Source organism: Bradyrhizobium cedriense (assembly GCF_054602315.1).
Genome location: NZ_JBTSWB010000001.1, coordinates 1,265,025 through 1,286,662, shown reverse-complemented (window position 1 = coordinate 1,286,662; position 21,638 = coordinate 1,265,025). Strand labels below are relative to the sequence as shown.

The window sequence follows — 21,638 nt, the reverse complement described above, 5'->3', positions numbered from 1 at the left end:
ACGCGCTATTTCTTGCGCCAGACGAAAAGTCCGGACATCGCGTAGTTCCACACCACGCCCATCAGCGCACCGGCCATGCCGGCAAGCCACCAGATCGGCTCCTGGTCGTACACGGAGAAGGCGACACCGACATTTGCGAGCAGGCCGACGCTGCACACGATGTAGAAGGCGATCAGGCCGCGCAGCAGCGCAAAGCCCTTCAGCCGCTGGTCGCGATAGGTGAGGAAATTGTTGAGGATGAAATTGCTGGTCATGGCGACGATGGCGCCAGCGGCCTGCGCCTCCGCGAACGGCGCGTTGAACAGCTGAAGCGCGATGAACAGCGTGGCCAAGTGCACCACGAGGCCAATGCCGCCGACCATGGCGAACAGGATGAAGCGCAGCGAGACGATGTCGTTGGTCAGCTTGGCCAGCACCAGACCGAGAAAGTCGAGTGCGACCATGGAATCGAGCTTGCTCTCGCCGTGCTGGCGGGCGCCGAAGGTGTAGGGAACCTCGATCGCCCGCAAGCTGCCGTGCCCTGTCGCGACGACATCGAGCAGGATCTTGAAGCCGTGCACGGAGAGCTTCGGCGCGAGCTGCTCGAAACGGTCGCGGCGGATCATGAAGAAGCCGCTCATGGGGTCGGCGATCTCGACCTGCAGCATCTTCCTGGCAAACTCGGTCGCCAGCGCACTGGCTCCGGCGCGCTGCTTATTGAAGCCTTCGCTCTTGTAACCCTCGATATAGCGGCTGCCGACCACGAGATCGGCCTGATCGCTGGCGAGGAGCAGCAGCATCTTCGGCAACTGCGTCTCGTCGTGCTGGAGGTCGGCATCGATCACGGCCACATAGGGAGCGCTCGAGGAGAGGATGCCCTCGATGCAGGCCCCCGACAGGCCACGGCGACCGATGCGGCGGATGCAGCGCACGCGGCTGTCGCGCTGCGCCAGCGCGCGCAGGACGTCCCAGGTACCGTCGGGCGAGTTGTCGTCGACGAACACGACTTCCCAGGCGACGTTGGCGAGCACCGCCTCCAGCCGCCGGTACAGCACCGTGACGTTGTCGCGCTCGTTGAAGGTCGGGACGATGACCGACAGTTCGGGCCCCTCTTGAGCCTGATTGTCGATGCCCGGTCTGATCGCTTCGTTCATGACGGCAGCGTATATCCGCGGCGTCCTGCGCTGCCAAGCCGGGGTTGTGGGGGAACGGCCACAGCAGGGCCTAAAATGCCAACGACCCCGGAACGGCGGACCGCGCGTACATCCGGCGCAAGCCCAAGCTATTCCAAGGTCGTCCCAGCGCCGGAGTTTTCGCTCAACGTCGCCGTTGAAAGAGAGATAGGAACGACGAACCCGCTTCGCAAGGGGCCCAAACCCGCTTTTTGGTACCTATTGGTTGGGGACTTCCCGGATCACCGGTCCTCGCGGCGCCGGAGCGGCCGGAGCAGCGGGTGCCACCTGCGGGACCGGCTCAACTTTCGCCGGCTTGGGCGGCTTGCCGTACTGTCCAATCGGTCCGAACATGACGGCGACCGCAAGCACGATCGCCGCGACGATCGCGCCCAGAATGCCCCCCACCGACTCAGACGACATGGACCCATCCCTGTTCCAGATGCGCCCCTGATACCACGGATGCGCGCGTGGCCGGAAGAGCTGCGGAAGGGCGAGTAGCGAATGGGGAGTAGCAAATGCGGAAACCGGCCTCCCTGCCCCTGTTCGCTGCTCGCCACTCCCTATTCCCTGTTGGTGGGCGGCCGGCGCTTGAGAAAGGCCGTCACGATGTCCTTCTGCGCCGCCTCCACCGCCCTGTTCGCGGTGGCGAGATGGGCGCCGGCATCGATGTTCGGATATTGCGTGGTGAGATAGTCGAGCAGCGCGACCCGGTAATACTGCCGCTCCGATGGACAGGCGCCCGCAACCGAGCGGCCGAAATCCTGCTCCGACAGGCCTTGATTGGTGTCGCGCGAATATTCCCGCGCGAGGCAATGCCAGTAATCGTCGCGGCCCTGCTGGGCGAGCTTCTGTGCGCTTCTCGCGTCGTCGTCATCCGCCAAAGTTGAACATGTCATGGCAGCAGATGTCATCATAACGAGCGCCGCTCCCACCATCAGCATCCGCATCTTGGTCTCCTTCTTCGCGGGTCCCCTCGCGAGCTTAGAGGGGACGGCCCAACTGGCCAATCACAACTGGTTTGACTAGGATGAGGCTCCTCCTGTCGATGCGAGATCATCCCGTGGCCAAAGCAAAAACCGCGTCAAGAAAATCCGGCAACATCTTCATCGGCATTGGCGGCTGGACCTTCGAGCCCTGGCGCGGCGTGTTTTATCCGGAGAAACTCGCGCAGGCGAAGGAGCTGTCCTATGCAGCCTCGAAGCTGACCTCGATCGAGATCAACGGCACCTATTACGGCTCGCAAAAGCCGGAGAGCTTCCGCAAATGGGCGAGCGACGTTCCCGAAGGCTTCGTGTTCTCGGTGAAAGGACCGCGCTTCGCCACCAATCGGCGCGTGCTCGCGGAGGCCGGCGATTCCATCAAGCGATTCTATGATTCCGGTGTGTTGGAACTCGGCGATCATCTCGGACCGGTATTGTGGCAGTTCGCGCCCACAAAGAAGTTCGACGGCGCCGATTTCGGCAAATATTTGGAGCTGTTGCCGCGTAAGCTCGAAGGGCGCGCGCTGCGGCATGTCGTGGAGGTCCGCCATGACAGCTTCTGCACGCCTGACTTCGTCGCGCTGATCCGCGAGTTCGAGACGCCCGTGGTGTTCGCCGAGCACGGCAAATATCCGGCCATCGCCGATGTTGCCGGCGATTTCGTCTATGCAAGGCTGCAGAAAGGCAATGACGAGATCAAGACCTGCTATCCGCCGAAGCAGCTCGATGCCTGGGCCAAGCGCTTCCAGGACTGGGCTTCGGGCAGTGAACCGGACGACCTGCCGAAGGTTGACCAGACCAAGCCGAAGAAGGAGCCGCGCGACGTGTTCGCCTACGTCATTCACGAGGGCAAGGTGCGTGCGCCGCACGGTGCCATGGAACTGATCGCGCGGGTGAGCTGAGGGCTCCATGGCAAAGGCGAGGAAGCTCTTCACCATCGGCTATGAGCAGACGCCGCCCAAGGCCGTGCTGGACGAGCTGCAAGAAGCCGGCGTCAAGCTCGTGGTCGACGTGCGCGCGGTGACGTCATCGCGCCGGCCGGGCTTTTCCAAGAAGCAGCTCTCCGCAGGCCTCGACGAGCGCGGCATCGCCTATGTCCATCTCGCCGCGCTCGGCACGCCGAAAGAGGGCCGACTCGCCGCCCGCAGTGGGCAGTACGATGTGCTGGAGAAAGTCTACGCAAAGCACCTGAAAACGCCGCAGGCGCGGGAAGAGATGGACGAGCTCTCGGCGCTGGTGAAAAAGGCCGGCCCCGTGTGCCTGCTCTGCTACGAGCGCGACCACACCCACTGCCACCGCCAGATGATCGCGGAGATCATCGAGGAGCGCGACGGAGTGGCGGTGAAGAATTTGGCGGGACGGCAGGTGTAGTGTTCTGTCATTCCGTGGCGCGCGCGGCGCGCTCCGGAACGACGCATGGAGAAATTTACCCCTCCCCCGCCAGCTTGAACGTCCCCTCCATCATCTGCACGCAGCTCCCGCCGACATGGGCGGAGACGATCTTGCCGTCCTGCTTGCGCACGCGGGTCAGGAGAATGCTCGGACGGCCCATGTCAAACCCCTGGCCAATGGTGAGCTTCAATTCGCCGTCACGCATGGGCTCGAGATCGGCGAACAGCGCGGCGGCGGCCACCGTCGCGCTGCCAGTAGCGGGATCTTCGATCAGGCCGCTCGCGCCGGGAAAGAACATCCGCGCCTGACGCTCGCAGGGCGCCTCCGCTGCCGGCACGTCGCGCGTGTAGAAGTAGACCGAGAAGGCGCCGTCGCGCGGCAGCATCCGGCCAAAGGCTGCCGCATCGGGTTTCGCCTGGCGCACGGCTTCGCGCGATCGCACTTCGGCGACCACGAACGGCGTTCCGACGCCGACCACTTGCGGCGCATGATGATCGGTCCTGATGTCATCCGCCGCCAGTGAAATGCAGGCGGCGACGTCGGCCGGGGAAAGATGCGCAAGCTTCGCCAGGGGCTGCGGCGCGGTGAGCTCGGCGCTGATCACCCTGCCCTGCTCCCGCACGATGTCGACCGGGACCAGACCGGCCTTCTCCTCGAACAGCAGATGCGGCTTCGGCTCCTTCGCGATCGCCGCCAGGACGAAGGCGGTGCCGACATTGGGGTGGCCTGCGAAAGGAAGCTCTCTTGCGGGGGTGAAAATGCGCACCTCAGCGTCGTTGGCCTTGTCGCGCGGCGGCAGCACGAAGGTCGTCTCGGAATAGTTGAACTCGGTGGCGATCGCCTGCATCTGCGCCGTCGACAGACCGCCGGCATCGAGCACCACGGCGAGCTGGTTGCCGCCGAAAGCGCGGTCGGTGAACACGTCCACGGTGACGTAACGGCGCTGCATCGTTTCTTCCTTATGCAAGTAACGGCCGCGACCGGCCGCATCGCGCGGCAGTCTACAAGCCGGCGACATCGCTCGTCATGCCCCAAAATTCGGAGCATTCGGAGCAATCGCGATGATGGAAATACGCGCGCCCAGCAATGCATGATGCATCCTACCCAAGCTGAAACACCGGCACCGGACGCTCGTAGCCGCGCACCTCGACCTCGCCGAGCGCGACGGCGTCGCTGCCGTCGTCGCCCAGCGTCTCGCGCACGGACGCGGAGATCAGGAGTTGCGAGCCGAACTCCTTGTTCAGCGCCTCCAGGCGCGAGGCGAAGTTCACCGTGTCGCCGATGACGGTGTATTCCTTGCGCCGAGGCGAGCCGATATTGCCGGCGACGACCTCGCCGAAATGGATGCCGATGCCGATCCGCAGCGGCCAGCTTGTCTCTGCGTTGATGCGATCCATTGCCCTCAGCATCTCGCGGCCAGCGGCGACCGCGCGTTGCGCAGCGTCGGAGGCTTCCAGCGGCGCGCCGAACAGCGCGAGGAAGCCGTCGCCGAGAAACTTGTTCACGATGCCGCCCTGGCGGTCGAGAATGTCGACCAGCACGGCGAAGGCACCGTCGAGCCGGTCGACCACCTCCTGCGGCGTGCGCGACTGCGCGCCGGCGGTGAAGCCGCGAAAATCGACGAACATCACCGCGACGCGGCGGAGATCACCGCTTGCGCTCGTTCCCGCCGCCATCAGCCGCTCGACCACCTGAGGAGAGACGTGTTGGCCGAACAGATTGGTCACCCGGTCGCGCGCGGTGGCCGCCGCGATGCTCGCGGCAAATTGCCGCCGCAGCTGCGCGCCGACGGCGCCGGCCAGCACGCCGCAGATCAGGATGACGACGCTGCGGACCGCATGGAAGTAGGTCAGGGGTTCGCCGGCCTCGCTAGCCGCGTTGTAGTAGAGCCCGACGATCAGCAGTCCGGCTGCAGCCACGAAGCCTGTGAATGTGGAGAGCCAGAAATCGAGCCGCAGCGTCGAGAGGATCACGAAAATGAAGTACATCATCGGCACGGCGAAGCCGAGCGCCTGGCTCGCGCCCATCGTCCGGATTTGCAGGATGAGAATCACCGTCGGCAGCGATGTTTCGATCAGCGTGCCGATGTAGCGCCGGATCACCGGCAGATCGCGATCGAGGCGAAGATTTTTCCTGATTTGGGTGTGGACCCAGACCTCGAACAGGATGAATCCAAGGAGAAGGCCGTAAACCTCGATGAGCCCTTCCGTCCCACGCCAGACCCGATTCACCACAGCGGGGTCGATCAGATAGATCGCTGTGAGGAACAGCATCATGACGCACCCGGTCATGATCAGCGCCCGTACCCGCAACAGCTCGGTCCGCAGCACCTCCCGCGTCAGCTCGCGCTCGAAATCCTTCGACAGAACGGCGTGCTGCCGCGCTTTCCTGCTTGCGAAACGAACCATCACCCCCCCTTGGCATTCCGGAACGCAGCGACCACGCGAGCCCGAAATCTCGAAATTCCGGGGCGAGGCCCCGCGTCGTCCCGGAATGACATTATGGATAGTCTGCCTCAATCCAGCGTGCGGCGGAAGCGCGTCACGGCGACGGTCATGGCGAGGAGCATCAGGGCGGCCAGCGCCAGCGTGTCGAAGCGCAAATTCTCCATGGTCGCGCCCTTCAGCATGATGGCGCGGACGATTCGCAAATAATGGGTGAGCGGCAGGCCCTCACCGAGATATTGCGCCCAGGACGGCATGCCTGCGAATGGGAACATGAAGCCGGACAGCAAGATGCTCGGCAGGAAGAACATCATCGACATCTGCATGGCCTGGAGCTGATTCTGCACCAAGGTCGAAATGGTGTAGCCGATCGACAGATTGGTGGTGATGAACAGTGTCGAGAGCAGCGCCAGCAGGACGAGATTGCCGAGCACGGGCACGCCGAACAGGCCGACGCCGATGCTGATGATGAGGAAGGCCTGGACGAAGCCGACCAGCACGTAGGGCACGATCTTGCCGAGCATCACCTCGACCGGCCTGATCGGCATCGAGAGCAGGCTCTCCATGGTACCCCGCTCGACCTCGCGCGTGACCGACAGCGCGGTGAAGATCAGCATGGTCATGGTGAGGATGGTGCCGACCAGCCCGGGCACGATGTTGAGGCTGGAGGCCGCGGCCGGATTGTAGCGGGCATGCGCGCGGATCTCGAATGGCATCTCCGGGGGATCGCCGATGTAGAGATCATGCTTGAGCGCGGTCTGCACGACCATGCCGAGCGAGCCGATCGCCGCGCTCGCAGCGACCGGATCGGTGGCGTCGGCCGCGACCAGCAGCGCCGACTTGTCCCCGCGCCGCACCGCCCGCTCGAAGCCGCGCGGGATCTCGACGCCGAACAGCACTTTGCCCGACTTCAGCAGATTATCGAAATCATCGACGTCGTGGACCTCATACAGGAACCGGAAATAGGCGGTATTCTCAAGCGCCTTCAGGATCGAGCGCGCGAGATCGGAGTCCTCCTGGAGCAGCACCGCGCTCGGCAAATGCCGCGGCGTGGTGTTGATGGCATAGCCGAACAGCATGAGCTGCATCACCGGCAGCATCACGATCATCGCGAACGAAACGCGGTCGCGCTTGAGCTGGATGAATTCCTTGATCAGCATCGCATAGGAACGCCGCAGGAAGCCGAAGCGCTCGCGGGTTTCGCGGGCAGGAGCCGGTCGATCGACGGCACTCATTGGAAATTGTCCTTGGAGCGCCCCATCAGCTCGATGAACACGTCTTCGAGGGACGGTTGCGACTTCTGCCAGTGCAGGCCGCTCTTCTCGCGCCAGGGCGCGATGCTGGCTTCGAGCGCCGCGACGTCGCGGCCGGAAACATGCAGCGAGGTGCCGAACGGCGCCACCATGTCGATGCCGGGCTTGCCCGTGAGCGCGGCCCCAAGCTCGTTCAGTTCTTCGCCCGTGACAGTGTAGGTCGTCAGCGCGGATGTCGCGATCACCTCCTCCACCGTGCCGCGCGCCAGCAGATGGCCGTAGGCGATGTATGCGATCTCGTGGCAGCGCTCGGCCTCGTCCATGTAATGGGTCGAGACCAGCACGGTGAGGCCCTCGGCGGCGAGTGCGTGGATCTCGTTCCAGAAGTCGCGCCGTGCCTTGGGATCGACGCCGGCAGTGGGTTCGTCGAGCAACAACAATTGTGGATTGGGCAGCGTGCAGGCCCCGAGCGCCAGCCGCTGCTTCCAGCCGCCGGAAAGCTCGCCCGCAAGCTGCTCCTCGCGGCCGGAGAGTCCGAGCCGCTTGATCATGTCGCGTGCGGCGCCGCGCGCGTCAGTGAGGCCATAGAGCCGCGCGACGAATTCGAGGTTCTCGCGCACCGAGAGATCCTGGTACAGGCTGAAGCGTTGGGTCATGTAGCCGACCTGGCGCTTGATCTTCTCGGCATCGCGGCGGATATCGTAGCCGAGACAGGTGCCCTCGCCGCTGTCAGGCGTGAGCAGGCCGCAGAGGATGCGGATCGTGGTGGTCTTGCCCGACCCGTTGGGTCCTAGGAAGCCGTAGATCGAGCCGCGCCTCACCTGCATCGAGAGATCGTGCACCACCTCGCGGCCGCCGAATGACTTCGTCAGGCCCTTGACGTCGATCGCGATGCCGTTGCCATTGCTCATCGCTTGTCCGCCACCGGTGTCTTCGGATTGAGATGGACGTCGATCGGCTGTCCGACCCGCAGGGCGTCAGGCCGCGAGGGCCGCGCCTGGATCAGATAGACCAGTTTGCTGCGCTCATCGAGGCTGTAGATGACGGGCGGGGTGTATTCGGCCGAGGTCGCGATGAAATAGATTCTCGCGGTGAGATCGGCCGCGCAATTGTCGCAGGCGACGCGCACCGTGTCGCCGATCGAGAGCTTCGGCAATTGCGTCTCCGGCACGAAGAAACGCAGCTTCATGTTGCCGGGCGGCATGATCGAGAGCACCGGCCGCTGCGCCCCGACCATCTCGCCCTCGCGGAAATAGATCTGCTGGATGGTGCCGGCGACGGGCGCAAAGCCCTTGCGCCGCGCCATCCGCGTCTCCGACGTCGCCACCCGCGCTTCCGCGACGCGCAAGGCGGACACGGCGGAATCGAGATTGGCCTGTGTGCCCGAGCCGGTCTTGCTCAGCGAGGCCGCGCGGTCATAGGTCTGCTGCGCGTTCGCGAGTGTCGCCTTGTTCTGGTTGAGATCGGCAAGCTGAAGATCGTCGTCGACGGAATAGAGGTGCTCGCCGACCTTGACCTCGTCGCCTTCGCGGACGTTGAGCTTCGTCACCCGGCCGGCTTCGTCGGGGCTGACGAAGATCATGTCGGCCTCGACCCAGCCCTGGAAGCCGGGATCGCGTCTTTCCTTGCATCCGGCAAGCCCGGTTGCGAGCACGGCGACCAATGCCAATACAGAAATCGCTTGCGACGACGTCATGTCGTCCTCCGTTCGCCAAAAATCAAATCGAGATGGACGCGCAACATCTCTTGCGCATCCAGCGGCGCGTGCCGCGCAAACAGGCTCTGCCAGATCACCGCGATCATCGCGGGTGCAACCAGGATCTGCGGATAGCGCGCGAGGTCCTTCTGCCGGATCTCGCCGTGGGCGATGCCGAGTTCGATCAGCGTGCGCATGGCGGCGATGCCGCGCGAGACAACCTCCCGGTAGTAGAAGTCGGCGACGGACGGAAAGCGCGGGCCCTCCGCCACGATCAGGCGCACCAGATCGCCGCGCCTCGTGCCGATCACCTCCTTCAGGAAGTTGCCTGCGAAAGCCTCGATCAGGTCGCGAACCGAACCTGCCGGCGGCGGCAGCGTAGCCAGCCGTGCGACCACAGGAACGATGACGATGCGCACCAGCTCCTCGAACATCGATTCCTTGTCCTTGAAGTGCAGGTAGATCGTGCCCTTTGCCACCCCGGCGCGCTTGGCGATGTCGTCGAGCCGCGTCGCTGCAAACCCGCGCGCGATGAATTCCTCCATCGCCGCTTCCACGATCGCGGCGCGCCGCTCCGCCGCACGCGCGGCACGGCTCGAGGCAGGCGCCTCTTCGTTGCGATCATGCACAGGGCCCCTCGCACTGGCGTGAGTTGCTGGCGGCAAGGCGCCTTTCGTCGGCTTCCTGGTCATTCAACATATATGACTGACCAGTCAGTCATTGTCAAGGCAGACAGGAGTCGCACTCGCAGGAATAAATTAGCATTGACTAATGCATTAGCATCTACTAATTTGATTTTATGACTGAAGCCGCCCCAAACCCCGTCACCGCCGTGATGCGCGCCCTCGCCGACCCGACCCGCCGCGCGGTGTTCGAGCGTGTCTTCGAGAGCACGGAGATCAGCGTCGCCGAGCTCACGCGCGGCAGCGGCGTCACTCAGGGCGCGATCTCGCAGCACCTGAAGTCCCTCAAGCAGGCCGGTCTCGTGGCCGAGCGCGCCGAGGGCCGCAACGTCTACTACCGCGCCGCGCCGCAAGGGCTCGAGCCCCTGGTCACCTGGATGGACCATTACGGCGTGTTCTGGCGCGAGCGCTTCCAGAACCTGCGTGACCTCTTGAAGGAGATTGATCCGTGAGTGCTGCTGCTTCCAACGTTCGAGCCCAAGACCAAACCAAAGACATCGTCATCGACGAAGTCTTCCCTCACGCGACCGCGACGATCTGGAAGGCGTTGACCAGCGCCCAGCTGATTGCGCGCTGGCTTATGCCGCCGACCGGCTTCGAGCCCGTCGAAGGCAACACCTTCACGTTCAAGACCAACCCGGCGGGCGCCTGGGACGGCACGATCCATTGCCGCGTTCTGGAGGTCGTGCCGAACCAGCGTTTTGTCTATGCCTGGAAAGGGGGCGACGAGAGCAATACCGGCTACGGCTCGGCGCTCGACACTATCGTCACCTGGTCGCTCACGCCTGTTGAAGCAGGCACCCGGGTGCGTGTGGTGCATTCGGGCTTCGTGACGCCGAAGAACGACACCGCGTATCGCAACATGAGTGACGGCTGGGTCAAGGTTGTGCAGCGGCTCGACGCCGTCGCCGGCGAAGACAAGTAAGGAGGCCGCGTGATGGACAAGCCCTATACCGGCGGCTGCGCCTGCGGCGCGATCCGCTATTCGATTTCCGGCGAGCCGCTGTTCAGCAATCACTGCCAGTGCCGGGATTGCCAGCGGGAGAGCGGCAGCGGCCACGGCTCGTACGCGACTTTCGCGCGCGCCAGCGTCTCGCTGACCGGAGAAGCGAAGCATTGGGACATGACCGCCGACAGCGGCAACGTGAAGACGCGCGGTTTCTGCGCGCAATGTGGCGTACCGGTCTACCTGACCTTCTCCGCAATGCCCGACATTTTCACAATCCGCGCGGCGAGCCTCGACGAGCCCGCCCGCTACAAGCCGCAGGTGGTCACTTACGCCGCACGCGGGCACGGCTGGGATCATCTCGACCCCAGCCTCACGACATTCGAAGGCATGCCGCCGGGATGAGGCGCTAGCCAAACTCCAGCACCATGCGGCCGTCGATCTTGCCGGCCTTCATCCGGTCGAAGACGTCGTTGATCTGCGCAAGCGGCACCTTCGTCACCTCGGCCTTGACCTTGCCGTCGGTGGCAAACGCGATGGCTTCGTCGAGGTCGCGCCTCGTGCCGACGATGGAGCCGCGCACGGTGATGCGCTTGAGCACGACGTCGAAGATCGGTGTCGGGAATTCACCCGGCGGCAGGCCGACGAGGCTGACGGTGCCCTTGCGGCGCACCATCTTCAGCGCCTGCGCGAATGCGGCGGTCGACACCGCCGTCACCAGCACGCCGTGCGCCCCTCCCCCGGTTGCCGCCACGACCTTGTCCACGGCATCGGCCGCGAGCGCGTTGACGGCGAGGTCGGCGCCGGTCTCGCGTGCGAGCTCGAGCTTGTCCTCGGCGATATCGATGGCCGCGACCTTGAGCCCCATCGCCTTGGCGTACTGGATTGCGACGTGACCGAGCCCGCCGACGCCCGAGATCACGACCCACTCGCCGGGCTTGGCCTCGGTCTCCTTCAAACCCTTATAGGTGGTGACGCCGGCGCACAGGATCGGCGCGATCGCAGCGAAGTCGATTGTCGCCGGCAGCTTGGCCGCAAAGGCGGCCGAGGCGATGACATATTCTGCGAAGCCACCGTTCACGCTGTAGCCGGTGTTGTGCTGGTGCTCGCAGAGCGTCTCCCAGCCGGTTTCGCAATATTCGCAAGCCATGCAGGCGTCATGCAGCCAGGCGACTCCGACGGCATCGCCCACCTTCAGATTTTTCACGCCGGATCCGAGCGCGGCGACGATGCCGGCGACCTCATGGCCCGGGATGAAGGGCGGCACTGGCCTCACCGGCCAGTCGCCCGACGCCGCATGCAGGTCGGTATGGCAGACGCCGCAGGCCTTGACCTTGACCAAGACCTCGCCGGGTCCGGGCTGCGGAACCGGCACGTCCTCGATCACCAGCGGCTTGCCGAATTGTCTGACGATTGCGGCTTTCATGGTGGGCATGTGTCTGCTCCATTGATATGCGGAGCAGACTAGCGAGGCCTGACCGCTCACCCTTGATTGGAGTCAAACCGCCCAAAGTTTGCGCAAGCCCATCGCGCCATCGTGACGGCGCGATGACGACGCGGCGCGACGTGCGAACAGCGTCAGCTATGGAACTTCAGCCCGTCGACGATCTTGTCGATCACCTTGCGCTCGGCGCGCATGGCGATGCCCACGAGATTGAGGTCCGCGCGCGCCACCACCTTCACCGCCTCGCGATTGGCGGCATCATGCGTCGTCTTGAACATGTCCTCGGTGTAGACCGCCGGTTTCACGTTGCGCGTCAGGGCACGGTCGAGCGCGCGCGACAGTGCGGGTCCATCGGCGCCGTAGATCAGGATCGGTTGGCCGATCAGCGAGAGATACTGGGTGTCCGAGGCGTCCTCATAGGGCTTGCCGATGCATTCCGGAAACGCAGCGGCGATACCGCTGGTGAGAAAGGCCGCAACGTTGAGCTTCTGCCAAGCCTGAAGATCGGTACGGATCACCACGGCGATCTTGGTGTCGAACTGCATGTATTTCCTCTGTCATTCCGGGGCGCGCCGTTTCGGCGCGAACCCGGAATCCATCGCCCCACAGAGTAGGTGGACGAATGGATTCCGGGCTCGATGCTACGCATCGCCCCGGAATGACAGCAAGAGGAATCAGCGCTCTAAGGATCAACCCTTGGCGTCGCAGGCCCAGGCGCGGATCACGCATTCCTTGCCGCCATATTTGTAGCATTCGCGCGTGGCGGCATTGAGCGTGGCCGAGATCTTCGGCTTGACGGCATAGCCATAGGCGCCGCAAGGGTTTGAGAGATCGACCGACATCGCGGCGCAGGCGCGCTTCATCGTGACGGTCGTGCAATCGCCCTTGCACTGTTTCTGCGCCGCGGCACGCGCCTCGTGTTCGGCGACGTAATCATAGGCCTGACCATAGGCGCCGCACCTGCCGACCGCGAAGGCGCCGGCAGCATGGGCTTCAGTGATGTAACGGGCACCGGCGACACAGACAGACAGCGCAAAGAAAAACATCGCGCAACGGCGCGCGACGACGTTCGAAGTCATGGAAAAGCCCCTCCCCCCAAGGCAGGTGAAGGCGACTCTAAGCGGCGGTCGTTTCCAGATGGTGAACGGGTGGTTGAAGCTGGGAGATTGGGAGGTGCCGTAGGATGGGCAGAGCGAAGCGTGCCCACCTTCCTCACGATCCGGCAAGATGGTGGGTACGACGCTACGCGCCTTCGCCCACCTTACGAAGCCAGGGAATCTTCACCCGCCCCTTGCCGCTTCCAGCGCCTGCGGCGTGTCGATGTCGAGGAAGGCGCTCTCGCCGTCGACGGGCACTTCGGCCACCGCTTCAGTATGCTTGGCAATCAGGTGGCGCGCGCCGACATCGCCGTCGAGCGTCATCAATTCCTTGAAGAAGCGGCGCGACCACAGCACGGGATTGCCGCGACGGCCTTCGCTCACGGGTACGACGATGAGATTGCCGCGGTCCGGCGCAAAGCCGTCAATGAGGCGGTCGATCAGGCCGGCATCGATCAGCGGCATGTCGCCGAGGCACACCACGGCCCCGTCGCACGTCTCTGGCACGGCCGCGATGCCGGCCTTGACCGAGCTGGCGATGCCGCCTGTGAAATCCGGATTGCGGACGAACTTCACCTTCAGGCCTTGCAGGGCCTGTTCGACCAGCTCGGCCTGATGGCCGGTGACGACGATCACCTCGGACGCTTTGGAGGCCAGCGCCTGCTCGGTCGCGATCCGCACCAGCTTCTTGCCGTCGAGCTCCGCGAGCAGCTTGTTCGGGCCGCCCATGCGGGTGGAGCGGCCCGCCGCCAGCACGATGGCCGCGACCTGGCGGTTGCCCTCGGTTTCCGGCGTGGCGCGCGGCTGCGGCCGCGTCACGATCTCCATCAGGAGGCCGCCGACGCCCATGCCCATCAGCTCGGACCGCGTCACCTTGATGCCGGCAAGCAGCCGCATCAGGACCCAGTCAAATCCGTTCTCGACCGGGGAGCGTGCACAACCCGGCGCGCCCAGCACCGGCACGTTGCCGGCACGGGCGATCAGAAGCAGATTGCCGGGATCGACCGGCATGCCGAAATGCTCGATGTCGCCGCCGATGCCGGTGACGGCCGCCGGGATGACGTCGCGGCGGTCGGCGATGGCGGAAGCGCCGAACACGATGACGAGTTCGGCACCGAGGCCCAGCACTTCCCTGATCGCAGCCGACAGCGCCTGCTCCTCGTGTGGGACACGCCGCTCGGCGACGATGCTGGCGCCGGCCGGCGCGAGCCGCTCGGCGGTGACGCGCAGCGTCTTGTCGATCACCTTGGAAGACAGACCCGGCAGCAGCGTCGAGACCACGCCGACGCGCTTGATGACGTAAGGCGCGACCTTCAGGACGTCCTTGCCGGCGGCCTGAACGGCGGCATCCCGCAAACGTCCTTCGACGCCGAACGGGATGATCTTGACGGTGCCGACCATCTCGCCCTCGACCACCGGCTTGTAGGCGGTGAGCGTCGCGAAGGTGATGGCTTCGTCGACATTGTTGATGCGGTCAACGGCGGCACGGTCGATCACCAGAACGCCTGGGCGGGCCGCAAACAGATTGGCGCGGCCGGTGAAGGCGCGCTCGACATGAATGCCCTCACCGCCGACGGTGAGCGCGATGCTGGCGGCGGCGACATCCTCGGAGACATCGCCCGCCTCCATGCGCACCACCACGATGTCCTCGATGCCGGCACGCTCCAGCGCCTCGACCTCGGCGGGGCCGATCGTCGTGCCTTTCTTCAGCACCAGCGGGCCCTGCCGCAGGGTGTGGACCGTTACTCCACCGATCGCATCCCTGGGGCTCGCCGGGCCGAACTTCATGCCGCTTCTTCTTTTTCTTTTGGAGGCAGCCGAAGCACGGCCGTGATCTCGGCCATGATCGCCACCGCGATCTCGGACGGCGAGACCGCGCCGATCGGAAGGCCAATAGGCGCGTGGATGCGTCCGATGTCGCTTTCCTTGGCGCCCTGCGCCCGCAACCGGTCGGCCCGCTTGGCATGCGTCTTCCGCGAGCCGAGCGCGCCGATATAGAAACAGTTGCGCTCGAAGGCGTGCAGCAGCGCGGGGTCGTCGATCTTGGGATCGTGCGTCACCGCGACGAACGCCGTATAGGCATCGACGTCGAGCGGTGGCAGCGCGGTGTCCGGCCATTCGGCGATCAGCGGAATGTCGGGAAAGCGCTCCGGGCTTGCAAAGGCCGTGCGGGGATCGACCACTGTGACGTCGTAGCCGAGCGAGCGCGCCAGCGGCGCCAGCGCCTGGCTGATATGGACCGCGCCGACGATGACGAGCTTTGCCGTCGGCGCGTAGACGTTGAGAAACAGCTTCTTGCCGCCGGCCTCGACACTGGCGCTCTTGCCCATGCGAAGCTGCTTTTCCAGCTCAGTGCGCAAGGGATCCTTGGCGAAATCCCCGGCCTTCACCAGCCGCTGCTCGCCGCTCTCGGTGTCGGTCACCAGGATCACAGGCCGGCGCGCGGCGCGCTCGGCATTGAGTTCGTGTAGGATCTCGAGCTTCACGGCTAACCGACCTTCTCGACGAAGACGCGGATGGTGCCGCCACAGGACAGCCCGACATTCCAGGCGGTCTCGTCGGCGACGCCGAACTCCAGCATTCGCGGCTTGCCGCTCTGGATCACATCCATGGCCTCGGTCACCACGGCACCCTCGACGCAGCCGCCGGACACCGAGCCCAGAAAGGTCCCCTCGTCGTTGATGACGAGGCTCGAGCCCGCCGGGCGCGGCGCCGAACCCCAGGTCTCCACGACGGTGGCGAGCGCGACGCCACGGCCGGCCTTCTGCCAATCCTCCGCCGCCTTCAGGATATCCTCGTCGCGATCGAGCATGGCTGGCCTCTCAAGCTGCGGAGCGGATCAGGCTGCGGTGATGCGGCGGCAGCGGCCCGGAGAGCGTGTTGATCAGCTCCTGGATCGAACTCAAATTATGTACCGGGCGGAATTCGTCAACGTGCGGCAGCATCATTTTGATGCCCTGCGCCTTGGCCTCGAAGCCGCCGAACCGCAAGAGCGGGTTGAGCCAGATCAGCCGCCGGCAGGACCGGTGCAGCCGGTCCATCTCGAAGGCCAGCTTGGAATCGGCCTCCCGTTCCAGCCCGTCGGAGATCAGGAGCACGATGGCGCCCTGGCTCAGCACGCGGCGCGCCCACAATTTGTTGAAGTTGTGAAGCGAGGCCGAGATCCGGGTCCCGCCGGCCCAGTCCTCGACCGAGGCCGAACAGCTCGCCAGCGCCTCGTCGGGATCGCGCTGCCGCAGCGCGCGGCTGACATTGGTGAGGCGCGTGCCGAACAGGAACACCGAGACGCGTTTTCGCGCATCCGTGATCGCGTGCAGGAAATGCAGGAACAGGCGGGTGTACTCACTCATCGAGCCCGAGATGTCGAGCAGCGCGACGATCGGCGCCGGCTTCTCGATCCGGCCGAGGCGACGGATGTCGATGATGTCGCCGCCGGTGCGTAACGATGCCCGTAGCGTGCGGCGCAGGTCGAGCCGCAGGCCCCGGGGATCGGGCCGCCGCCGGCGCGTCAGAAGCTCGGCCTGCGGCAGGTGCATCCGCTCGACGGCGCGGAGCGCCTCGCTGATCTCGGCCGCGCTCATCTGCGCGAAATCCTTCTTCTGAAGGATCTCCTTGTCGGAGACGGACAGGCGCAGATCCTGCTCCTGGTGCTGCGGCGTCTCCGTCATGCGCGGTTGCGACATCGCCTCCTGCACGCGGCGCGCGCCCGCCTGCGGCTTCTTCTTGGCCTGCTCCGGCAGCGGCACCGAATCCAGCATGTGCTTCCATTCTTCCGAGGCGCGGAAGAACAGGTTGAAGGCCTGCTTGAAGATCAGCGCATGCTCGTGGCGCTTGACGAAGATCGCCTCCAGCGTGGTGAAGACGTCGGACCGGTTGCCGATGTCGATCACTTGCAGCGCGCTCATGGCGTCGATGACGGCGCCCGGCCCGACCGGCATGCCGGCGGCGCGCAATGCGCGGGCGAAGCCGACGATGTTGTCCGCGAATTGCTCGGTCTGCTCCGGCGCCAGGTGGTTGATCGCCATGATGTATCGCCCCCTGCCGTCATTCCGGGGCACGCGTAGCGTGAACCCGGAATCTCGAGGTTCCGGGTTCGATGCTACGCATCGCCTCGGAACGACCCAACTAATTCTCGCTCGTCGCTTCCTTCAGCACCTTCTGCAAGGTATCGCCCTGCATCCGGGTGATGTCGTCCTGGTACTTGAGCAGCGCGCCGAGCGTGTCGCCGACCACTTGTGGGGTCAGCGACCGGGCGTCGAGCTCGGACAGCGCGGTGGCCCAGTCGATGGTCTCGGCGACGCCCGGCGACTTGTAGAAGTCCTGGTTGCGCAGCGCCTGCACGAAGCGCACGACCTGCTGCGACAGCTTGGCGGAGATACCGGGCACGCGCGACTTGACGATCGCGAGCTCGCGCTCGGCGGCAGGATAATCGACCCAGTGATAGAGACAGCGCCGCTTCAGCGCGTCATGGATCTCGCGGGTGCGGTTCGAGGTGATGATGACGATCGGCGGATGCGGTGCCTTCACCGTGCCGAATTCGGGGATCGTCACCTGAAAGTCGCTGAGGATTTCGAGCAGATAGGCCTCGAACGCCTCGTCGGCGCGGTCGAGCTCGTCGATGAGGAGGACCGGCGGGCCGGCGACGTCGGGCTCCAGCGCTTGAAGCAACGGCCGCTTGATCATGTAGCGGTCGGCGAAGATGTCGCTCGCGAGCTGATCACGATCGGTGTCGCCGGCGGCTTCCGCCATCCGGATCGCGATCATCTGCGCGGCGCTGTTCCACTCGTAGACCGCGGAGGAGACGTCGAGGCCTTCATAGCACTGGAGTCGGATCAGCTTCCGCCCCAGCGCCGCCGAGAGCACTTTTGCGATCTCGGTCTTGCCGACGCCGGCCTCGCCCTCCAGAAACAGCGGCCTTCCCATGCGCAAGGAGAGGTAGGTCACCGTCGCCAGCGACCGCTCGGCGAGATAGCCCCGCGACGTCAGAAGTTCGAGCATCGCATCGACCGATGCCGGCAAAGCACCGGACGAGTTGGGCGTTGAAGTCATGAAAAAACCAGTCTTACTACGCCCTCATCGGGACAAGTTCGGGGCCGACGCGTGAGGTCACCTCACGCCTTGGCGTTGGCGGCATCGACGGCACGCCGCGTCAGCACCCCGATGAGGTGCGCGCGGTATTCGGCGCTGCCGTGGATATCGCTGTTGAGACCTTCGGCAGGCACCGCGATGCCTTCCAGCGCCTTCGCGGCGAAGCGCTTCTTCAGGGCCTCCTCGAATGCGGTGACGCGGAAGACGCCTTCGGAGCCGGCGCCGGTGACGGCCACGCGCACGTCCGAAGGCCGCCGCGCCACGAACACGCCGACCAGCGCGTAGCGAGAAGCCTGGTTGCGGAACTTGATGTAGGCTGCCTTTTTCGGCAACGGAAACATCACCTTGGTAATGATCTCGTCGGCTTCGAGCGCCGTCGTGAACAGGCCCTGGAAGAATTCTTCCGCCTTGAGGCGGCGCTTGTTGGTGACGATGGTGGCCCCGAGCGCAAGCACCGCGGCGGGATAGTCGGCGGTCGGATCGTTGTTGGCGAGCGAGCCGCCGATCGTGCCCTTGTGACGCACGGCCGGATCGCCGATCTGGCTGGCGAGATCCGCGAGCGCCGGGATCGCCTCACCGACGATGGCGGAAGTCGCGACCTCGGCGTGCTTGGCGGTGGCGCCGATCACCAGCGCGCGGCCCTTCATCTCGATCGCGTTGAGCCCCTCGATATGGGAGAGGTCGACCAGATGCGGAGGGCTTGCGAGGCGCTGCTTCATGACGGGAATCAGCGTGTGACCGCCGGCGATCACCTTGGCGTCTTCGTTCTTCACCAGGAGGTTGGCCGCCTGGCGAACGGTCCCAGGGCGATGATATTTGAATTCGTACATCTGAATGTCCTGATCGCGGGATGCGCGTTACGCGAGGTCGGATTTAGCCATCGCCTTCGCGCCGGCGGAGATCGAGGCGACGATGTTCTGGTAGCCCGTGCAGCGGCAGAGATTGCCTTCGAGCTCCTCGCGAATCGTGTGATCGTCGAGTTCGTGCCCCCTGCGGTGCACGATGTCGATCGCGGTCATGATCATGCCGGGCGTGCAGAAGCCGCATTGCAGGCCATGGTGCTCGCGGAAGGCCTCCTGCATCGGGTGCAGCGGCGCGCCATCGGCAGCGAGCCCCTCGATCGTCTTGACCTCATGGCCGTCGGCCATCACCGCGAGCGTGGTACAGGACTTCACGGCCTTGCCGTCTAAATGCACGACGCAGGCGCCGCACTGTGAGGTGTCGCAGCCGACATGGGTGCCCGTCAGCTTCTGATTCTCGCGCAGGAACTGCACCAGAAGCGTGCGGGGATCGACGTTGGCCGTGACTGGATTGCCGTTCACGATGAGGGAGATTTTTGCCATAAGCACTCTCTATCAGCACCCCGACGGGTCCCGTCGAAGCGGTTCTTATAATTATTCCAACCCATCATATGGGCCAATATGCCCGGGGGCAACATCGCCCGGGACGCAAGGCGCCATGCCGAAAGCGATAGGTGTCAGCCTTGTACCGCCTTGGCGAAGTTCGCGAAAAATTCGTCGGCCAGTTTCTTGGCGGCGCCATTGATGAGGCGCTGGCCGAGCTGCGCCAACTTGCCGCCGATCTGCGCCTCGACGTCATAGGAGAGCAGCGTGCCGCCGTCCTTCTCCGCAAGCTTGACCACCGCGCCGCCCTTGGCGAAGCCAGCCACCCCGCCCTCGCCTTCGCCTGAAATCTTGTAGCCGTTCGGCGGGTCGAGATCGGACAGCGTGACTTTACCCTTGAAGCGCGCCGAGACAGGGCCGACCTTCATTTTAGCGGTTGCGCGAAAGCCGCCATCGTCGGTCTTCTCCAGCTCCTCGCAGCCGGGGATGCAGGCCTTCAGCACCTCGGGGTCGTTGAGCTTGGCCCACACGGCCTCGCGCGGCGCCGCGAGCTGGACTTCGCCGTTCATCGTCATGGCCATGAGGTGCCTCCCGGATCGCCTAACTATAGTGCCGATCAAGTAACGCAGGCACGCGGCAAAGGAAAGGGCGTGGTCCGGTCACGTGCAATGCATATTCGCAACTGCAAAAAGACCTGTGCGGGCGGTTGGGGATTGGCACAGCCGGGCCGTGATGATTAGGTCGCGCGCAACATGAGCACCTCCCTCTCCCCCCTGCTCGCGCCGATGATGTCGAGCGCTGCCATGCGCGCGGTCTGCGACGATCGGTCTACCCTGCAGAACATGCTCGATTTCGAGGCAGCCTTGGCACGCGCCGAGGCCGCCACGGCTGTGATTCCGGCATCCGCCGTCGGCCCAATCGAGGCCGCGTGCAGGGCCGATTCCTTCGACATCGCCGCACTGGCCGAGGCCGCGACGCGATCGGGCAATCTCGCGATTCCCCTGGTCAAGGCGCTGACCGCCCATGTCGGCAAGGCGGACGCGGAGGCCGCGCGCTACGTGCATTGGGGCGCGACCAGCCAGGACGTCATCGACACCGCGACGATGCTGACGCTGCGCGCCGCCATCGATGCATTGGACGTCGACCTCAGTCGCGCCATCAAGGGCTTTGCCGCACTGGCGCGCAACCATCGCAACACCGCGATGGTGGCGCGGACCTGGCTCCAGCATGCGCTGCCGATGCCGTTCGGGCTGAAGGCCGCCGAATATGCCGCAAGCCTTGCCCGCTCCCGCGGCCGCCTGCGGCGGCTGTCCCGCGAGGGCCTTGCCCTGCAATTCGGAGGTGCCGCCGGCACGCTCGCAGCGCTCGGCGACAAGGGGCTCGCGGTAGCCGAGCGGCTGGCGCAGGAGCTCGATCTGCCGCTGCCCGAGGCGCCGTGGCATACCCATCGCGACCGCATCGCCGAGGCTGCATCCTGCTTCGCAATTCTCGCCGGCAGCTGCGGCAAGATCGCGCGGGATGTCTCGCTGATGATGCAGACCGACGTTGCCGAAGCGTTCGAGCCCGCCGGCGAAGGCCGCGGCGGCTCCTCGACCATGCCGCACAAGCGCAATCCGGTCGCCGCCGCGAGCGCGCTGGGCGCCGCCACCATGACCCCGCAGCTCGCCGCCACGATTTTCGCCGCGCAGGTGCAGGACCACGAACGCAGCGCCGGACCCTGGCACGCGGAATGGCCGACGCTGCCGCAACTGATGCTGGTCACCTCGGGGGCGCTGGCCGCCATCGTCGACATCGCCGAAGGCCTCGACGTCGATGCCGCGCGCATGCGCAGCAATCTCGATGCCACGCAGGGGCTGATCATGGCCGAAGCGGTCACATTCGCGCTGGCCGAAAAGATCGGCAAGAGCCATGCGCATCATCTCATCGAAGCTGCGAGCAAGCGCGCGGTCGCCGAGAAGACGCATCTGCGAGAGGTACTGTCGGCCGATTCGCAGGTGACCGCGCACCTTACGCCGGAGAAAATTGCGGCATTGTTCGAGCCGATGGCTTATCAAGGGGCCTCGCAGGCCTTGATCGACCGCCTGCTCGACAGCCTTGAGCGCGAATAGATACGGAGAC

26 protein-coding genes are annotated in these 21,638 nt (G+C 65.0%); 6 read left to right on the top strand and 20 right to left on the bottom strand.

The features are described 5' to 3' along the window. Positions 1-5: 5 nt before the first annotated feature. The 3 genes from ACYCVF_RS06110 to ACYCVF_RS06100 form a co-directional block, all read right to left on the bottom strand. The gene (locus ACYCVF_RS06110) at positions 6-1,133 is read right to left on the bottom strand and encodes a glycosyltransferase family 2 protein (protein ID WP_459597884.1); all 1,128 of its coding nucleotides are present in this window, start codon (positions 1,131-1,133) and stop codon (positions 6-8) included. Positions 1,134-1,370: 237 nt separating this feature from the next. Next, positions 1,371-1,574: a hypothetical protein gene (locus tag ACYCVF_RS06105; protein ID WP_459597882.1), complete on the bottom strand. Its 204-nt coding sequence runs from the start codon at positions 1,572-1,574 to the stop codon at positions 1,371-1,373. 140 nt (positions 1,575-1,714) lie between these two features. Further along, positions 1,715-2,101 (bottom strand): hypothetical protein, encoded by a 387-nt coding sequence (locus ACYCVF_RS06100; RefSeq protein ID WP_459597880.1) that lies wholly within the window; start codon positions 2,099-2,101, stop codon positions 1,715-1,717. A gap of 98 nt (positions 2,102-2,199) precedes the next feature. Here ACYCVF_RS06100 and ACYCVF_RS06095 point away from each other — a divergent pair, with 98 nt between their 5' ends. Continuing rightward, positions 2,200-3,036 (top strand): DUF72 domain-containing protein, encoded by an 837-nt coding sequence (locus ACYCVF_RS06095; protein ID WP_459598022.1) that lies wholly within the window; start codon positions 2,200-2,202, stop codon positions 3,034-3,036. 7 nt (positions 3,037-3,043) lie between these two features. After that, entirely contained in the window at positions 3,044-3,505 is a 462-nt protein-coding gene (locus ACYCVF_RS06090; protein ID WP_459597878.1) for a DUF488 domain-containing protein, read from the top strand. Positions 3,506-3,560: 55 nt separating this feature from the next. Here the strand turns inward: ACYCVF_RS06090 and ACYCVF_RS06085 are convergent, their stop codons facing one another. The 6 genes from ACYCVF_RS06085 to ACYCVF_RS06060 form a co-directional block, all read right to left on the bottom strand. Continuing rightward, positions 3,561-4,475: a PhzF family phenazine biosynthesis protein gene (locus ACYCVF_RS06085; protein WP_459597876.1), complete on the bottom strand. Its 915-nt coding sequence runs from the start codon at positions 4,473-4,475 to the stop codon at positions 3,561-3,563. Positions 4,476-4,626: 151 nt separating this feature from the next. Continuing rightward, on the bottom strand, positions 4,627-5,934 hold the full coding sequence (locus ACYCVF_RS06080) for an adenylate/guanylate cyclase domain-containing protein (protein WP_459597874.1): 1,308 nt from the start codon (positions 5,932-5,934) through the stop codon (positions 4,627-4,629). Between the two features lie 107 nt (positions 5,935-6,041). Continuing rightward, on the bottom strand, positions 6,042-7,205 hold the full coding sequence (locus ACYCVF_RS06075; protein ID WP_459606463.1) for an ABC transporter permease: 1,164 nt from the start codon (positions 7,203-7,205) through the stop codon (positions 6,042-6,044). Beyond that, the gene (locus tag ACYCVF_RS06070; protein WP_459597870.1) at positions 7,202-8,134 is read right to left on the bottom strand and encodes an ABC transporter ATP-binding protein; all 933 of its coding nucleotides are present in this window, start codon (positions 8,132-8,134) and stop codon (positions 7,202-7,204) included. Before ACYCVF_RS06070 ends, ACYCVF_RS06075 begins: the two co-directional genes overlap by 4 nt. After that, the gene (locus tag ACYCVF_RS06065; RefSeq protein ID WP_459597868.1) at positions 8,131-8,919 is read right to left on the bottom strand and encodes an HlyD family secretion protein; all 789 of its coding nucleotides are present in this window, start codon (positions 8,917-8,919) and stop codon (positions 8,131-8,133) included. Before ACYCVF_RS06065 ends, ACYCVF_RS06070 begins: the two co-directional genes overlap by 4 nt. Continuing rightward, positions 8,916-9,611, bottom strand: coding sequence for a TetR/AcrR family transcriptional regulator (locus ACYCVF_RS06060; protein ID WP_459597866.1), 696 nt, complete (start codon positions 9,609-9,611; stop codon positions 8,916-8,918). The genes ACYCVF_RS06065 and ACYCVF_RS06060 overlap by 4 nt, the downstream gene beginning before the upstream one ends. Before the next feature lie 107 nt (positions 9,612-9,718). Here ACYCVF_RS06060 and ACYCVF_RS06055 point away from each other — a divergent pair, with 107 nt between their 5' ends. Genes ACYCVF_RS06055 through ACYCVF_RS06045 form a run of 3 tightly spaced genes read left to right on the top strand, consistent with a single transcriptional unit; the run spans position 9,719 to position 10,953 of the window. Further along, positions 9,719-10,054 (top strand): ArsR/SmtB family transcription factor, encoded by a 336-nt coding sequence (locus ACYCVF_RS06055; RefSeq protein ID WP_459597864.1) that lies wholly within the window; start codon positions 9,719-9,721, stop codon positions 10,052-10,054. After that, entirely contained in the window at positions 10,051-10,527 is a 477-nt protein-coding gene (locus ACYCVF_RS06050) for an SRPBCC family protein (protein WP_459597862.1), read from the top strand. The genes ACYCVF_RS06055 and ACYCVF_RS06050 overlap by 4 nt, the downstream gene beginning before the upstream one ends. Positions 10,528-10,539: 12 nt before the next feature. Continuing rightward, the gene (locus ACYCVF_RS06045) at positions 10,540-10,953 is read left to right on the top strand and encodes a GFA family protein (RefSeq protein WP_459597860.1); all 414 of its coding nucleotides are present in this window, start codon (positions 10,540-10,542) and stop codon (positions 10,951-10,953) included. A gap of 4 nt (positions 10,954-10,957) precedes the next feature. Here ACYCVF_RS06045 and adhP read toward each other — a convergent pair whose 3' ends face one another. From adhP to ACYCVF_RS05990, 11 genes are all read right to left on the bottom strand, one after another. Beyond that, positions 10,958-11,983: an alcohol dehydrogenase AdhP gene (gene adhP / locus ACYCVF_RS06040; RefSeq protein WP_459597858.1), complete on the bottom strand. Its 1,026-nt coding sequence runs from the start codon at positions 11,981-11,983 to the stop codon at positions 10,958-10,960. 143 nt (positions 11,984-12,126) lie between these two features. After that, entirely contained in the window at positions 12,127-12,537 is a 411-nt protein-coding gene (locus tag ACYCVF_RS06035) for a DUF2000 family protein (protein WP_459597856.1), read from the bottom strand. Positions 12,538-12,681: 144 nt separating this feature from the next. Continuing rightward, the gene (locus ACYCVF_RS06030; RefSeq protein WP_459597854.1) at positions 12,682-13,071 is read right to left on the bottom strand and encodes a DUF4189 domain-containing protein; all 390 of its coding nucleotides are present in this window, start codon (positions 13,069-13,071) and stop codon (positions 12,682-12,684) included. Positions 13,072-13,272: 201 nt separating this feature from the next. Next, positions 13,273-14,877 carry an NTP transferase domain-containing protein gene (locus ACYCVF_RS06025; RefSeq protein WP_459597852.1) on the bottom strand — a complete coding sequence of 535 codons (1,605 nt, stop codon included), beginning with the start codon at positions 14,875-14,877 and terminating at the stop codon, positions 13,273-13,275. Further along, complete coding sequence (locus ACYCVF_RS06020) at positions 14,874-15,575, bottom strand: XdhC family protein (protein WP_459597850.1); 702 nt, start codon at positions 15,573-15,575, stop codon at positions 14,874-14,876. Before ACYCVF_RS06020 ends, ACYCVF_RS06025 begins: the two co-directional genes overlap by 4 nt. 2 nt (positions 15,576-15,577) lie before the next feature. After that, complete coding sequence (locus ACYCVF_RS06015; protein WP_007602422.1) at positions 15,578-15,901, bottom strand: XdhC family protein; 324 nt, start codon at positions 15,899-15,901, stop codon at positions 15,578-15,580. Between the two features lie 10 nt (positions 15,902-15,911). Further along, positions 15,912-17,114 carry a vWA domain-containing protein gene (locus ACYCVF_RS06010; RefSeq protein ID WP_459597847.1) on the bottom strand — a complete coding sequence of 401 codons (1,203 nt, stop codon included), beginning with the start codon at positions 17,112-17,114 and terminating at the stop codon, positions 15,912-15,914. A gap of 100 nt (positions 17,115-17,214) precedes the next feature. Further along, on the bottom strand, positions 17,215-18,138 hold the full coding sequence (locus ACYCVF_RS06005; RefSeq protein ID WP_459597845.1) for an AAA family ATPase: 924 nt from the start codon (positions 18,136-18,138) through the stop codon (positions 17,215-17,217). 62 nt (positions 18,139-18,200) lie between these two features. Further along, on the bottom strand, positions 18,201-19,007 hold the full coding sequence (locus tag ACYCVF_RS06000; RefSeq protein WP_459597843.1) for an FAD binding domain-containing protein: 807 nt from the start codon (positions 19,005-19,007) through the stop codon (positions 18,201-18,203). 27 nt (positions 19,008-19,034) lie between these two features. Continuing rightward, the gene (locus ACYCVF_RS05995) at positions 19,035-19,520 is read right to left on the bottom strand and encodes a (2Fe-2S)-binding protein (protein ID WP_459597841.1); all 486 of its coding nucleotides are present in this window, start codon (positions 19,518-19,520) and stop codon (positions 19,035-19,037) included. A 134-nt stretch (positions 19,521-19,654) separates the two neighbouring features. Next, positions 19,655-20,101, bottom strand: a complete 447-nt coding sequence (locus ACYCVF_RS05990) for an SRPBCC family protein (protein ID WP_011088412.1) — start codon at positions 20,099-20,101, stop codon at positions 19,655-19,657. A 171-nt stretch (positions 20,102-20,272) separates the two neighbouring features. On the opposite strand from ACYCVF_RS05990, the gene ACYCVF_RS05985 reads away from it, so the two are divergent. Then, positions 20,273-21,628 (top strand): 3-carboxy-cis,cis-muconate cycloisomerase, encoded by a 1,356-nt coding sequence (locus ACYCVF_RS05985; protein WP_459597839.1) that lies wholly within the window; start codon positions 20,273-20,275, stop codon positions 21,626-21,628. The last annotated feature ends 10 nt before the right edge of the window (positions 21,629-21,638 follow it).